13 protein-coding genes are annotated in these 13,584 nt (G+C 71.7%); 4 read left to right on the top strand and 9 right to left on the bottom strand.

Annotated features, from left to right (window positions below; all coding sequences use genetic code 11):
* Positions 1 to 113: 113 nt before the first annotated feature.
* From alr to ABZ887_RS05140, 5 genes are all read right to left on the bottom strand, one after another.
* Positions 114 to 1,319 carry an alanine racemase gene (alr, locus tag ABZ887_RS05160; RefSeq protein ID WP_361283017.1) on the bottom strand — a complete coding sequence of 402 codons (1,206 nt, stop codon included), beginning with the start codon at positions 1,317 to 1,319 and terminating at the stop codon, positions 114 to 116.
* A gap of 73 nt (positions 1,320 to 1,392) precedes the next feature.
* The gene (locus ABZ887_RS05155) at positions 1,393 to 2,316 is read right to left on the bottom strand and encodes a L,D-transpeptidase family protein (protein ID WP_361283015.1); all 924 of its coding nucleotides are present in this window, start codon (positions 2,314 to 2,316) and stop codon (positions 1,393 to 1,395) included.
* 226 nt (positions 2,317 to 2,542) lie between these two features.
* Positions 2,543 to 3,994 carry an NAD(P)H-hydrate dehydratase gene (locus ABZ887_RS05150; protein ID WP_361283013.1) on the bottom strand — a complete coding sequence of 484 codons (1,452 nt, stop codon included), beginning with the start codon at positions 3,992 to 3,994 and terminating at the stop codon, positions 2,543 to 2,545.
* 73 nt (positions 3,995 to 4,067) lie between these two features.
* The gene (locus ABZ887_RS05145; RefSeq protein ID WP_089099408.1) at positions 4,068 to 4,439 is read right to left on the bottom strand and encodes a holo-ACP synthase; all 372 of its coding nucleotides are present in this window, start codon (positions 4,437 to 4,439) and stop codon (positions 4,068 to 4,070) included.
* A 184-nt stretch (positions 4,440 to 4,623) separates the two neighbouring features.
* Positions 4,624 to 5,499, bottom strand: coding sequence for an aldo/keto reductase family oxidoreductase (locus ABZ887_RS05140; RefSeq protein WP_361283011.1), 876 nt, complete (start codon positions 5,497 to 5,499; stop codon positions 4,624 to 4,626).
* 93 nt (positions 5,500 to 5,592) lie between these two features.
* Here ABZ887_RS05140 and ABZ887_RS05135 point away from each other — a divergent pair, with 93 nt between their 5' ends.
* Complete coding sequence (locus ABZ887_RS05135) at positions 5,593 to 6,456, top strand: LysR family transcriptional regulator (RefSeq protein ID WP_361283009.1); 864 nt, start codon at positions 5,593 to 5,595, stop codon at positions 6,454 to 6,456.
* 47 nt (positions 6,457 to 6,503) lie between these two features.
* Here the strand turns inward: ABZ887_RS05135 and glmS are convergent, their stop codons facing one another.
* Positions 6,504 to 8,351, bottom strand: coding sequence for a glutamine--fructose-6-phosphate transaminase (isomerizing) (gene glmS / locus ABZ887_RS05130; RefSeq protein ID WP_361283007.1), 1,848 nt, complete (start codon positions 8,349 to 8,351; stop codon positions 6,504 to 6,506).
* Between the two features lie 98 nt (positions 8,352 to 8,449).
* On the opposite strand from glmS, the gene ABZ887_RS05125 reads away from it, so the two are divergent.
* From ABZ887_RS05125 to ABZ887_RS05115, 3 genes are read left to right on the top strand one after another with little or no spacing between them, the layout of a single operon-like run.
* On the top strand, positions 8,450 to 8,854 hold the full coding sequence (locus ABZ887_RS05125) for a hypothetical protein (protein WP_361283005.1): 405 nt from the start codon (positions 8,450 to 8,452) through the stop codon (positions 8,852 to 8,854).
* A gap of 45 nt (positions 8,855 to 8,899) precedes the next feature.
* Entirely contained in the window at positions 8,900 to 9,889 is a 990-nt protein-coding gene (gene coaA, locus ABZ887_RS05120) for a type I pantothenate kinase (RefSeq protein ID WP_361283003.1), read from the top strand.
* Positions 9,890 to 9,948: 59 nt separating this feature from the next.
* Positions 9,949 to 10,878: a DUF389 domain-containing protein gene (locus ABZ887_RS05115; protein ID WP_361283001.1), complete on the top strand. Its 930-nt coding sequence runs from the start codon at positions 9,949 to 9,951 to the stop codon at positions 10,876 to 10,878.
* 86 nt (positions 10,879 to 10,964) lie between these two features.
* Here the strand turns inward: ABZ887_RS05115 and glmM are convergent, their stop codons facing one another.
* The 3 genes from glmM to rplM form a co-directional block, all read right to left on the bottom strand.
* The gene (glmM, locus tag ABZ887_RS05110) at positions 10,965 to 12,323 is read right to left on the bottom strand and encodes a phosphoglucosamine mutase (RefSeq protein WP_361282999.1); all 1,359 of its coding nucleotides are present in this window, start codon (positions 12,321 to 12,323) and stop codon (positions 10,965 to 10,967) included.
* Positions 12,324 to 12,503: 180 nt separating this feature from the next.
* A complete protein-coding gene (gene rpsI / locus ABZ887_RS05105) occupies positions 12,504 to 13,025 on the bottom strand; it encodes a 30S ribosomal protein S9 (protein ID WP_351714120.1) in 522 nt (173 codons plus the stop codon).
* Positions 13,026 to 13,067: 42 nt separating this feature from the next.
* Positions 13,068 to 13,511, bottom strand: coding sequence for a 50S ribosomal protein L13 (gene rplM, locus ABZ887_RS05100; protein ID WP_020941688.1), 444 nt, complete (start codon positions 13,509 to 13,511; stop codon positions 13,068 to 13,070).
* Positions 13,512 to 13,584 lie beyond the last annotated feature (73 nt).

Genomic DNA, 13,584 nt, shown 5'->3' with positions numbered 1-13,584 from the left:
CCGTACTGCAGTTCGCTGCTTCGGTGACACGGGTGATACCGGCGTCATGGCTGTTGCCGGTGTTACTGCTGTTACAGGTGTAACCGGGTTGTGCCGCCGTCGAACCCCGAGGGTCAGGCGCCGTCCCCTGGTTCTTGCCCACTCGGTTCCTCGTTCACATAGACGCGGGGAACCCGGGTTCCGATGCGGGTGACGATTTCGTATGCGATCGTGCCCGCGGCCTGGGCCCAGTCCTCGGCGGTGGGCTCGCCCCGGTCGCCCGGACCGAACAGCACGGCCTCCGCACCGACTTCGGGCTCGTCGCCACCCAGGTCCACGACGAACTGGTCCATGGCGATGCGCCCGGCGGCCGTCCGCCACTTGCCGCCGACCAGCACGGGCCCGGTACCGGACGCGTGGCGCGGGATGCCGTCCGCGTAGCCGACGGGGACCAGTCCGAGGGTGGTCTCGCCGGGCGTGACGTAGTGGTGGCCATAGCTGACCCCGTGCCCGCCCGGTACGTGCTTCACCAGGGCGAGGGAGGCGGACAGCGTCATCACGGGGCGCAGGCCGAAGTCGGCCGCGCTGCCCAGCTCGGGGCTGGGCGAGAGGCCGTACAGCGCGATGCCCGTGCGGACCAGGTCGAAGTGGGTCTCGGGGAGGGTGAGGGTGGCCGGCGAGTTGGCGATGTGCCGCACCTCGGGGCGCACGCCCTGCTCCTCGGCGTACCCGAGCAGCTCGCGGAAGAGGGTGAGCTGGGCGGCGACGGAGGGGTGGCCGGGCTCGTCGGCGCAGGCGAAGTGCGACCACAGTCCGGTGATCCGGACCAGCCCCGCCGCCTCGGCGCGCAGCGCCTCGCGGACCAGCTCGGGCCAGTCGGCGGGCTGACAGCCGTTGCGCCCGAGCCCGGTGTCGGCCTTCAGCTGCACGCGCGCGGGACGACCGGCCTGCCCGGCCGCCTCGGTCACCTCCCGCAGGGCCCACATCCCGCTCACCGACACGTCGAGGTCGGCCTCGATCGCCTCCCGCCAGGGCCCGCCCGGGGTCCACAGCCAGCACATGATCCGCACGTCCGCCGGCAGCCCGGGGTCCGCGCGCAGCGCCAGGGCCTCCTCGGGGGTGGCCGTACCGAGCCAGCTCGCGCCGGCCTCGACGGCCGCGCGGGCGCACCGCAGGGCCCCGTGGCCGTACGCGTCGGACTTCACCACGGCCATCAGGGCCGCGTCCGGCGCGAGGGCACGCAGGGTCCGCGCGTTGGCCCGCAGGGCGGCCAGATCGATCTCGGCGCGGGCGCGCAGGGGCGCCGTCGGTGCAGTCAGCGCAGTCGGTGTATCACTCATCGCGCCCCCAGTGTCTCAGAGGCCTCGGACAGCCCTTCGGCACAGCCCCTGGTACCGGAATCGGGTACCGGGCTCAGGTGCCGGTCCGGTGGCCCCACACGTACACCTTGTCGCCCTTCTTCAGCACGCTCCACAGCTTCTTCGCGTCGCCGAGCCTGAGGTTCACGCAGCCCCAGGAGCCGATGGTGGTGTAGATGGAGCCGTAGACGGCGTGGAAGGCCTGTCCGCCGTCGAAGAACTGGGCGTACGGCATGGGCGAGTTGTAGAGCGTCGACCAGTGGTTCTTGTGCCGCCAGTAGACGGTGTGCCATCCCGCCCGGGTCGCGTACCCCTTCCTCCCGCTCCGCATCTGCACGGGCCCGTAGACCACCTTGCTGCCCTTCTGCACCCAGGTGACCTGCCGGTTGAGATCGACACAGGTGACCCGGTACGACTTCACCGGGCAGTTCTTCTTGGCGTTGGGGTTCTTCTTCGCCGAGAGCAGCATCATCTGGTACCAGGTCACGGGCCCCGCGAACCCGATCGCCGGCTTGATCTTGTACTGCTTCTGGAACTTCTGGATGGCCTTGCAGTCGGCGGTGGACTGCTTCCCGTCCGCCTTCAGCTTCAGCCACTGCTCGATCTGCTTCTGGTACGGCCCGGTCAGCTTCGAGCAGCTCACCTTGGAGACGGCGTCGCTGAGCGGCACGTACTCGATGAGGTCGTACGTCCCCGGCGCCGCCGCCTTCGGCTCGACGGCGTCCTCCTTGGCGCTGGGCGTGTACACCTTGGGCGCCAGCACCTGGTCGGGGGTGTCGATCTGCCAGGGCTGCGAGGGTCCGGGCGCGACCCCCGGCACCAGGTCCGACTCGGGCACGGCGGAGGTCGGTTCGGGCGCGCCGGTGTCCGCGACCCCCGTTCCGGCACCGAGCGAGAGAACGGCCACGGCGGCCACGAGGGTCCCCGCGGCACGCCGCGCAGGACCACCCCGCCTGCACACGATTCGTCCACTGATCATGCGATCAGACAACCCCGCAGACCCCCCGATTCCACGAAGCCGCGCGGCGAGGTCACCCGGGGGATGCAGGGCACCCACGTAAGTGCAGCGCCCCGTCAGGAGGCTCGCGACAGCGCCCCGTAAGGGGCGCGGGGAACTGCGCGACCAGCCCCCACCCACCCGCACCCGAACCACACACCCCCCCCCCGGGGCCCGGGGCGAAGCCCCGTGACGGCGCGAGCCCGGCCTACCGAGACGGGTAGGCGGGTGGGAAGACGCCTCGCCAGGCCGACGGCAACTCATCAGCGACGGCGTGAGCTACGGTCGGCGCCCCCTCCGCCGCGAACCGCCCCGCGAGCCCGTGCAGATACGCCGCCACACTCCCCGCGTCCCTCCCGTCCAGCCCCGACGCCAGCAACGACCCCGCCAGCCCCGACAGCACATCCCCGCTCCCGGCGGTGGCGAGCCAGGGCGTCCCCGTCGCGTTCACCCGGACCGGCGCCCCTCCCTGCGCCTCCGCCACCAGCGTCGTCGACCCCTTCAGCAGCACCGTCGCCCCATAGGCCGCCGCCAGCTCCCGCACCGCCGCGAGCCGCCCGGCCTCGACCTCCTCCCGCCGTACCCCCAACAGGGCCGCCGCCTCCCCGGCATGCGGCGTCATCAGGGTCGGCGCCGTACGACCGCGCACCGCGTCCCGGTCGGCGTGCCGCAGCCCGTCCGCGTCGATCAGCACCGGCACGTCCGCCTCCAGCGCCTCGGCGACGGCGTCGGCGTCGTCCCCGACCCCCGGCCCGGCCACCCAGGCCTGCACCCGCCCGGCCTTCCGCGGCCCCCCGTCCGACACCAGCGTCTCGGGAAAGCGGGCCAGCACCTCGTCCTTGGCCGGCCCGACGTACCGCACGGCCCCGGCCCCGCCCCGCAACGCCCCCGCGACGGCCAGCACCGCGGCCCCCGGATAACGCGCCGAGCCGGCGACGATGCCCACCACCCCCCGCCGGTACTTGTCGCTCTCCGCCGACGGCTCCGGCAGCAGCCGTGCCACGTCCACGTCCTGCAGCGCCTCCAGCTCGGCCGCCGCGGGCAGTTCGAGGCCGATGTCGACCAGCCGTACCGAACCGGCGTACTCCCGCGCCGGATCGATCAGCAGTCCCGGCTTGTGCGTCCCGAAGGTCACGGTCAGATCCGCCCGTACGGCGGCCCCCCGCACCTCGCCGGTGTCCGCCTCCACCCCGCTCGGCAGGTCCACGGCGACGACGGCGGCGTGCGACCGCGCCACGACCGCCGCCAGTTGCGCCGCCTCGGGCCGCAGCCCGCCCTTCCCGCCGATCCCCACGATCCCGTCGACGACGAGATCGGCCCGCAGGATCAACTCCTCGGCGCCACCGTCGCGTACGACGGTCCCCCCGGCCCGGCGCAGCGCCGCCAGCCCACCCCCGTGCACACGCTCCGGCGCGAGCAGCACCGCCGCGACCCCCGCCCCTCGCCGCGCCAGCCGCGCCCCGGCGTACAGCGCGTCCCCGCCGTTGTCCCCGCTGCCGACCAGCAGCACCACCCGGCTGCCGTACACCCGTCCGAGCAGGTCCGCGCAGGCGGCGGCCAGCCCGGCGACGGCCCGCTGCATCAGCGCCCCTTCCGGCAGCCGCGCCATCAGCTCCCGCTCGGCCGCCCGTACCGTCTCCACGCTGTAAGCAGTCCGCATGCCCCGAGTCTCCCCCGGAACCGGCGGGACGCGCATCCGCCCCACCCCGCCCGGGTCACCCCGCTCGCCCCGCTCACCCCTCGGCGATCACCACCGCCGACGCCACTCCGGCGTCGTGACTGAGCGACACATGCCAGGACCGCACGCCGAGTTCCGCGGCGCAGGCGGCCACGCTCCCCTTCACCTGCAGGCGCGGCCGCCCGTTGTCCTCGACGACGACCTCCGCGTCCGTCCAGAGCAGCCCCGGCGGCGCGCCGAGCGCCTTGGCCAGCGCCTCCTTGGCCGCGAACCGCGCCGCGAGCGAGGCGACACCGCGCCGCTCCCCGCTCGGCAGGAACAACTCCCGCTCGACGAAGAGCCGCCCGGCCAGCCCCGGAGTCCGCTCCAGCGACTCCCGGAACCGGTCGATCTCGGCGACGTCGATACCCACTCCGATGATGCTCACCGGAGCACCTTACGACCCGTCAAACCGGCACAGTCCGGGTTGCGCCCCGCAAGTGCCCGCCCGTGACCGCTGAGCGCTCCGCAGGAAGTGCCGCAATCTGCCGACTGCTGCACCGTCGTGGCTGGTCGCGCCCGCGCGGCGGCAGCCGCATATCGGATACGGCCCCGCGCCCCTCACGGGGCGCTCAGCGGCCGATCTTCTCCAACTCCACGAGGTCCTCGTCGGAGAGCGCGAGTCCCGCGCCCGTGATGTTCTCGCGCAGGTGCGCCACCGACGAGGTGCCGGGAATGAGCAGGATGTTCGGCGACCGGCGCAGCAGCCAGGCCAGGGCGACCGACATCGGCGTCGCGTCCAGCCGGGCGGCCACGGCGGACAGTGCCGTGGACTGCAGCGGGGTGAAGCCGCCCAGCGGGAAGAAGGGCACGTAGGCGATGCCCTGGGCGGCGAGGTCGTCGACCAGCTCGTCGTCCTGGCGGTGGGCGAGGTTGTACATGTTCTGCACGCACACGACCGGCGCGATCGTCTGCGCCTCGGCGACCTGTTCCGGCGTCACGTTGCTCACTCCGAGGTGCCGGACCAGGCCCTGCCGCCGGAGTTCGGCGAGGGCCTCGAAGGGCTCGGCGAGCGAGCCGGGCCGGAACCCCTGGGCGTCGCCGAGCCGGAGGTTGACCACGTCGAGCGAGTCGAGGCCGAGGTCGTCGAGGTTCTCCCGGACGGCACGGCGCAGGTCCTCGGGCCGCCGGGCGGGGATCCAGTTGCCCTGCTCGTCGCGGACCGCGCCGACCTTGGTCACGACGTGCAGCGGTGCGGGGTACGGGTGCAGCGCCTCGTGGATCAGCCGGTTGGTGACGCGCGGCCCGTACGCGCCCGCGGTGTCGATGTGGGTGATCCCGAGGGCGACGGCCTCGCGCAGGACGGCGAGCGCGCCGTCGCGGTCGGCGGGCGGGCCCATGACCCCGGGGCCGGCGAGCTGCATGGCGCCGTAGCCGAGACGGGTGACGGTCAGATCGCCGAGGGCCCAGGTGCCGCCGGGCAGAGAAGCGGAGGGTGTGTTGTCCATGCCGTCGATGGTCACGCGCGGACCCGCCGCGCATCCAATACCGCCGCAGTGCCCTGTCATACCCGTCGGGTATCACCGACGTACGCTGTGGCGATGGACACCTTGGAGACCCGCGAGCTGAGGTACTTCCTGGCGGTCGCCGAGGAGCTGCACTTCGGCCGCGCCGCCGAGCGCCTCGGCATGGCGCAGCCCCCGCTGTCCCGGGCGATCCAGCAGCTGGAACGGCGCCTCGGCGTCCGCCTGCTGGACCGCGACCGCCGCGGTGTCTCCCTGACCGGCGCCGGGGAGGTGCTGCTGCACGAGGGCCGCGCGGCCCTCGACGCGACCACCGCCGCCGTCCGCCGCACCCGTCGTGCCGGTGGCGCCGACCGTCCGGACGGCCCCCGCGACCGCCTGGTGCTGGCGGTGAAGGCCGGTGCGTCCCACGAACTGCTGCACAAGCTCCTCGACGCCTACGCGGCCGAGCCCGGCGCCGCCGAGATCGAGGTGCTGCCGACGGGCATGTGCGAGCAGGAGGGAATGCTGCGCGACGGCCGCGCCGACGTGGCGCTGATGCACGCGCCGTTCAACTCCCTCGCCGGTTTCGACAGCGAGGAGCTGACGACCGAGGGGCAGATCGCCGTCCTGCCCGCCGGTCACCCCCTCGCCGCGCACCGGACGCTGTCCCTGGCCGACGTCGGCGACATCCCCGGGCTGCCGCTCGCCCGCTGGCCCCGGCACGGCACGTACCCGCCAGGACCGGGCCCGGAGATCCGCGACCAGACACAGCTGGCCCAGCTGATCGCCCTCGGGCGCACCGTGACCGTCCTGCCCGACTCGGCCCGCGCCTGGCTGTGGGCCGAGCACGCCGCCGTCCCGCTGACCGACGCGCCGCCCGTGGTCACCTACATCGCCTGGCCCGCGCACAGCCGCTCCCTGGCCCTCGCCGCCCTGGTCCGCACGGCCACCCGGCTGTGACCCCCACCCGGCCCGTCCCCGTCGGGACGGGCCCGCTCTCCTCTCCGCTACTCCACCGTCACCGACTTGGCGAGGTTCCTCGGCTGGTCCACCTCGTTGCCCCGGGCGGTGGCCAGTTCGCAGGCGAAGACCTGCAGCGGGACCGTCGCGACCAGCGGCTGGAGCAGGGTCGGGGTGGCGGGGATCCGGATCAGGTGGTCGGCGTACGGTACGACCGCCTCGTCGCCCTCCTCCGCGATGACGATGGTGCGGGCGCCCCGGGCCCGGATCTCCTGGATGTTGGACACGATCTTGTCGTGCAGCACCGAGCGGCCGCGCGGCGACGGGACCACGACCACCACCGGCAGGTCCTCCTCGATCAGCGCGATCGGCCCGTGCTTCAGCTCGCCCGCCGCGAAGCCCTCGGCGTGCATGTACGCCAACTCCTTGAGCTTCAGGGCGCCTTCGAGGGCGACCGGGTAGCCGACGTGCCTGCCGAGGAACAGCACGGTCTTCTTGTCCGCCAGCGACCGGGCCAGCGCCCGTACCGGCTCCATGGTCTCCAGGACCCGCTCGACCTCGCCGGAGATGTGCGACAGGTCCCGGATCACCGCGCTGATCTCGTCGCCCCACTTGGTGCCCCGCACCTGGCCGAGGTACAGCGCCACCAGGTAGCAGGCCACCAGCTGGGTCAGGAACGCCTTCGTGGAGGCGACCGCGACCTCCGGCCCGGCGTGCGTGTACAGCACGGCGTCCGACTCGCGCGGGATCGTGGAGCCGTTGGTGTTGCAGATGGCGAGGACCTTCGAGCCCTGCTCGCGGGCGTGCCGGAGGGCCATCAGGGTGTCCATGGTCTCGCCGGACTGGGAGATGGCGATGACCAGCGAACGCGAGTCCAGGATCGGGTCCCGGTACCGGAACTCGCTGGCCAGCTCCACCTCGCACGGGATGCGCGTCCAGTGCTCGATGGCGTACTTGGCGATCAGGCCGGCGTGGAAGGCCGTACCGCAGGCGACGATGACGACCTTGTCGACCTCGCGCAGTTCGGCGGCGCTGATCCGGACCTCGTCGAGCGTCAGCGAGCCGTTCGCGTCGATGCGGCCCAGGAGGGTGTCGGCGACCGCCTTGGGCTGCTCGGCGATCTCCTTGAGCATGAAGTAGTCATAGCCGCCCTTCTCCGCCGCCGACGCGTCCCAGTCGACGTGGTACGAGCGGACGTCCGCCGGGGCGCCGTCGAAGCCCGTCACCCGCACGCCGTCCCGGCGCAGCTCCACCACCTGGTCCTGGCCCAGCTCGACCGCCGACCGCGTGTGCGCGATGAACGCGGCGACGTCCGAGGCGAGGAAGGCCTCGCCCTCTCCGACGCCCACCACCAGCGGGGAGTTCCGGCGCGCGCCGACGACCACGTCCGGCTCGTCGGCGTGCACGGCGACCAGCGTGAACGCGCCCTCCAGGCGCCGGCACACCAGCCGCATCGCCTCGGCGAGGTCGGCGGTGCCGGAGAACTCCTCCGCGAGCAGGTGCGCGACCACCTCGGTGTCCGTCTCGGAGCCCAGGTCGTGGCCGCGCTCGGCCAGTTCGCCCCGCAGCGCGGCGAAGTTCTCGATGATCCCGTTGTGGACGACGGCGACCCGGCCGGCGTTGTCGAGGTGCGGATGCGCGTTGGCGTCCGTCGGCCCGCCGTGGGTGGCCCAGCGGGTGTGCCCGATGCCGGTGGCACCCGTCGGCAGCGGCCGCTCCGTCAGTTCCTTCTCCAGGTTCACGAGCTTCCCGGCCTTCTTCGCCGAGGCCAGCCCGCCGTCCGCGAGCACCGCGACGCCCGCCGAGTCGTACCCCCGGTACTCCAGCCGCTTGAGCCCGGCGACCACCACATCGAGCGCAGACTGCGCCCCCACGTATCCCACGATTCCACACATGAGCGGCAGCCTAGGTGCCGCCCCTCGCCCGAACACGGCGCAGCGTGCCCGAAATCGGAAATTAAACCGGCATTCGAGACCGGCCGGAATGGAGAGCAATGACAAAGCTCGTGTCCTTCCCGTCGAACGGTCCGGGAGAGCACCTCGACTGGTTCGCCACCTCCGCCCTCTTCGACGACGTGGCCGCCTTCGTCCTCCGGTATGTGACGGACGACCGGGCCAGGCGCGACATCGCCGCGGGTGCCGCATCGGGCCATGTGTTCGTCGGTGAACTCCCGGAGCCGGATCAGACGAATGTCCTGACCGCACTGCGCGACCTGTTTCCCGGTCACGTCGATTCCGAGATCTATCCGCCGCAGGTGACCGCCGGGATGGACGACCCGGAGATCTTTGTCGCGCGCGCGAAGGCGCTCGCGCGGATGGCGGGCCGGAGTCTCGCCCTGCGCGGCGCCCCCGGAGCCGCGCCGGACAGCGCGGGCCGAGGGCCCACGGCGTCCACGTGACCGACCCCACCTCCCACCCCGTTCAAACTCCGTTAACAATGGAATGTGATCTCTCCGGTCTCCCCGATGCCCCGGAGCGCCCACCGGCACAGGCCGGAGGCGACTCCCTACGTCGACCTCACCCGCTCCGAGTGGAGCGCGCTGCGCGACAAGACGCCGTTGCCGCTCACCGCCGAGGAGGTCGAGAAGCTGCGCGGACTCGGCGACGTCATCGACCTCGACGAGGTGCGGGACATCTATCTCCCGCTGTCCCGCCTGCTCAACCTGTACGTCGGTGCCACGGACGGCCTGCGCAGCGCCCTGAACACCTTCCTGGGCGAGCAGGGCTCCCAGGCCGGCACCCCGTTCGTCATAGGCGTCGCCGGATCGGTGGCCGTCGGGAAGTCCACCGTCGCCCGGCTCCTGCAGGCCCTGCTCTCCCGCTGGCCCGAGCACCCCCGCGTCGAGCTGGTCACCACGGACGGCTTCCTGCTCCCGACCAAGGAGCTCGAAACCCGCGGCCTGATGTCCCGCAAGGGCTTCCCCGAGTCGTACGACCGCCGGGCCCTGACCCGCTTCGTCGCCGACATCAAGGCCGGCAAGGACGAGGTCACCGCCCCCGTCTACTCCCACCTCATCTACGACATCGTCCCGGACCGGAAGCTCACCGTCCGCCGCCCGGACATCCTGATCGTCGAGGGCCTCAACGTCCTCCAGCCCGCCCTGCCCGGCCAGGACGGCCGCACCCGGGTCGGTCTCGCCGACTACTTCGACTTCAGCGTGTACGTCGACGCGAGCACCGAGGACATCGAACGCTGGTACCTCAACCGCTTCCGCAAGCTGCGCGCCACCGCCTTCCAGAACCCGGACTCGTACTTCAGGAAGTACACCCAGGTCTCCGAGGACGAGGCCGTCGACTACGCCCGCGGCCTCTGGCGCACCATCAACAAGCCGAACCTGGTGGAGAACATCGCCCCGACCCGCGGCCGCGCCACCCTCGTCGTCCGCAAGGGCCCGGACCACAAGGTGCAGCGGCTGCGGCTCCGCAAGCTCTAGAGCGCCCGTCAAAGGCGGCCTGTCAAAGCCTGTCAAAGGCGGCCTGTTAAAAAGGCGTCATGCTGCATCTGCGCCTGATCACCCCGGCCGGACTGACGGACGAAGTGGTCCGGCTGATCGAGACGACCGTGGGCACCGCCCACCTGGTCGTGCTGCCGGGCGCTGCCCGCAATCCGGCCGGGGACGTGGTGATGTGCGACGTGGCCCGCGAGGCCGGTGACGAACTCATCAGCGGGCTGCGGGCGTTGGACCTCGACCGTACCGGCTCGATCGCCGTCGAGGACATCGACCTGAGCCTCTCCCAACGCGCCGACAAGGCCGAGGCGGAGGCCCCCGGCGAGGGCGCGGACGCGGTGCTGTGGGAGGGGCTGACCGAGGCGACCCACGAGGAGTCGACGCTGTCGGCCACCTACCTCGCCTTCATCACCCTGGCCACGATGATCGCGGCGTGCGGTGTCGTCCTGGACAACGCGATCCTGATCGTGGGGGCGATGGCGGTGGGCCCGGAGTTCGGCCCGCTGGCCGGCATCTGCACAGCGCTCGTGCAACGCCACCCCCGCCTGGCGCTGCGCTCCCTGACCGCGCTCCTGGTCGGCTTCGCGGCAGCCATGCTCGTGACGGTCGGGTTCACCTACCTCATGGACGGCCTCGGCCTGTTCACGAAGGTGCAGTTGGAGGCGGAACGCCCGAACACCAACTTCATCTACCGCCCCGACGCCTTCTCGTTCGTGGTCGCGGTGCTGGCCGGCATCGCCGGCATACTCTCCCTGACCTCGGCGAAGTCCGGCGCCCTGGTGGGCGTGGCCATCTCGGTGACCACGGTCCCGGCAGCCGCGAACGCGGCAGTGGCCTTCGCCTTCACGGAGTACCGGCAGGCGTGGGGTTCGGCAGAACAACTCCTGCTGAACCTGCTGGGCATCATCCTGGCGGGCACAGCGACGCTCATCGCCCAGAAGTTCTTCTGGAAGCAGCGGCGTCACCAAGCTTAGGGGCGCGGGGAACTGCGCGCCCAGCCACGACGAAACCCGCGGCCCGCAACGCACACTCCCCGACACCCCGAACCCGGAAAAACGAACTACCCCAGCGCGGACTTGACGGCGTCAGCCAGCCGCCCCGCCACCGACCGCGCCTGCTCGATGTCAGCAGCCTCGACCATCACCCGCACCAGCGGCTCGGTCCCGGAGGGACGAAGCAGGACCCGGCCCGTCTCCCCCAGCTCCCGCTCCGCCTCGGCGACGGCGGCAGCAAGGTCGGCCGAGGTCCGCACCCGCGACCTGTCCACGTCGGGCACATTGATCAGCACCTGCGGCAGCCGCTCCATCACGCCCGCCAGCTCCCGCAGCGACCGCCCGGTCTCGGCGACCCGCGCCGCCAGCAGCAGCCCGGTCAGCGTGCCGTCGCCGGTCGTCGCGTGGTCGAGGATGATGACGTGGCCGGACTGCTCGCCGCCGAGGGCGTAGCCGTGCTCCTTCATCTCCTCCAGCACGTACCGGTCACCGACCGCGGTCTGCACGAGGTGCAGCCCCGCCCGCTCCAGCGCCAGCTTGAAGCCGAGGTTGGACATGACGGTGGCGACGACGGTGTCGGAGCGCAGCTCGCCCCGCTCCCGCATGGCGAGCGCGAGCACCGCGAGGATCTGGTCGCCGTCGACCTCCTCGCCGGTGTGGTCGACGGCCAGGCACCGGTCCGCGTCCCCGTCGTGCGCGATGCCGAAGGCGGCCCCGTGCTCGACGACCGCGGCCTTGAGCTTGCCGAGGTGGGTGGACCCGCAGCCGTCGTTGATGTTGAGACCGTCCGGCTCCGCGCCGATGGTGACGAGCTCGGCGCCGGCCCGGCGGAACGCCTCCGGCGAGACCCCCGCGGCCGCGCCGTGCGCCTCGTCCAGGACGATCTTCAGTCCGTCGAGCCGGTTCGGGAGCACGCCGAGGAGATGGCCGACGTACTGCTCGAAGCCCTCGTCGTACGGCCGGATCCGGCCGACGCCCGATCCGGTGGGCCGCTCCCAGGGCTCGCCGTGCCGGTGGGACTCGTACACCGCCTCGATCCTGTCCTCCAGCTCGTCGGCGAGCTTGTGGCCGCCGCGGGCGAAGAACTTGATCCCGTTGTCGGGCATGGCGTTGTGGCTGGCGGAGAGCATGACACCGAGGTCGGCGCCGAGCACGCCGGTCAGGAACGCGACGGCCGGCGTCGGGAGGACCCCCACGGTCAGGACGTCGACGCCGGCGCTGGCCAGGCCGGCGACCACGGCCGCCTCCAGGAACTCCCCGGACGCACGCGGATCCCGTCCGACGACCGCCGTCGGCCGGTGGCCCTCGAACGTGCCCGCCTCGGCCAGCACGTGCGCCGCCGCGACGGACAGGCCGAGCGCCATTTCGGCGGTCAGGTCCGCGTTGGCGACACCGCGCACGCCGTCCGTGCCGAAGAGTCGTCCCACTTGTCCTCCTGAAGAAGCGTCCTTGCTGCCAGGAAATGATGGCAGGCGCTTGGTCACTCGATCACACCAGCCTTTGAGCGTCTTGTGTCGTTATACGCCCTTGGCTGGGATAAACGAACGCCCCGACGGCACATGTGGCGTGCCGCCGGGGCGTTCGGAGTACGTGCAGGCAGCTGGTGATTAGCGCTTGCTGTACTGCGGGGCCTTGCGGGCCTTCTTGAGACCGGCCTTCTTGCGCTCGACCGCACGGTCGTCGCGCTTGAGGAAGCCGGCCTTCTTGAGCGGGCCGCGGTTGTTGTCGACGTCGGCCTCGTTCAGCGCGCGGGCGACACCGAGACGGAGCGCACCGGCCTGACCGGAGACACCGCCACCGGCGATGCGGGCGACGACGTCGTAACGACCTTCGAGTTCGAGAACCTTGAAGGGCTCGTTGACTTCCTGCTGGTGCACCTTGTTGGGGAAGTAGTCCTCAAGGGTGCGACCGTTGATCTTCCACTTGCCGGTGCCCGGGACGATCCGGACGCGGGCGATGGCGTTCTTGCGACGGCCCAGGCCGGCGGCCGGCTGCGGGTCGCCGAAGCGGGACGCGAGGGACTCGGAGGTGTACTCGCCCTCGACGGGGACGTCCGACTCCGTGGTGTAGCTGTCGATGTCGACGAGCTCGGTCTCTTCGACCGGCTGCTCAACAGTGGTCTCGGCCACGATTCTCCTCAGATTCTCTTCAGTCTTAGGGGGTGGCCGGAACTACTGCGCGACCTGGGTGATCTCGAACGGCACCGGCTGCTGCGCAGCGTGGGGGTGCACGTCACCCTTGTAGACCTTCAGCTTCGAGAGCATCTGACGGCCCAGTGTGTTCTTGGGGAGCATGCCCTTGACGGCCTTCTCGATGGCCTTCTCGGGGTTCTTGTCCAGCAGCTCGTCGTAGCGGACGGAGCGCAGACCACCCGGGTAGCCGGAGTGGCGGTACGCCATCTTCTGGGTCCGCTTGTTGCCGGACAGGTGCACCTTGTCGGCGTTGATGATGATGACGAAGTCACCGGTGTCGACGTGGGGGGCGTAGATCGGCTTGTGCTTGCCGCGCAGAAGAGACGCGGCGGTGGTGGCGAGACGGCCCAGGACGACGTCCTGAGCGTCAATGACATGCCACTGGCGAGTCACGTCGCCGGGCTTGGGGCTGTACGTACGCACTTCGCAGCCTTCTTCTTCAGTGGATGGGTGCTGACACATGGCATCACTGAAGCGATCGTGCAGCTGGGGACGA

Origin of the sequence: Streptomyces sp. NPDC047061 (assembly GCF_040643955.1) — a bacterium.
Taxonomy (GTDB): domain Bacteria; phylum Actinomycetota; class Actinomycetes; order Streptomycetales; family Streptomycetaceae; genus Streptomyces.
Note: the sequence above shows the minus strand (reverse complement) of the source record. Positions and strands in the feature narration are given on the sequence as shown.

What these genes read in the sequence shown, in the direction of transcription:
- alr (WP_361283017.1), bottom strand. Translation starts at nt 1,319, where the DNA reads ATGAGTGATACACCGACTGCGCTGACTGCACCGACGGCGCCCCTGCGC.
- ABZ887_RS05155 (WP_361283015.1), bottom strand. Translation starts at nt 2,316, where the DNA reads ATGATCAGTGGACGAATCGTGTGCAGGCGGGGTGGTCCTGCGCGGCGT.
- ABZ887_RS05150 (WP_361283013.1), bottom strand. Translation starts at nt 3,994, where the DNA reads ATGCGGACTGCTTACAGCGTGGAGACGGTACGGGCGGCCGAGCGGGAG.
- ABZ887_RS05140 (WP_361283011.1), bottom strand. Translation starts at nt 5,499, where the DNA reads ATGGACAACACACCCTCCGCTTCTCTGCCCGGCGGCACCTGGGCCCTC.
- ABZ887_RS05135 (WP_361283009.1), top strand. Translation starts at nt 5,593, where the DNA reads ATGGACACCTTGGAGACCCGCGAGCTGAGGTACTTCCTGGCGGTCGCC.
- glmS (WP_361283007.1), bottom strand. Translation starts at nt 8,351, where the DNA reads ATGTGTGGAATCGTGGGATACGTGGGGGCGCAGTCTGCGCTCGATGTG.
- ABZ887_RS05125 (WP_361283005.1), top strand. Translation starts at nt 8,450, where the DNA reads ATGACAAAGCTCGTGTCCTTCCCGTCGAACGGTCCGGGAGAGCACCTC.
- ABZ887_RS05115 (WP_361283001.1), top strand. Translation starts at nt 9,949, where the DNA reads ATGCTGCATCTGCGCCTGATCACCCCGGCCGGACTGACGGACGAAGTG.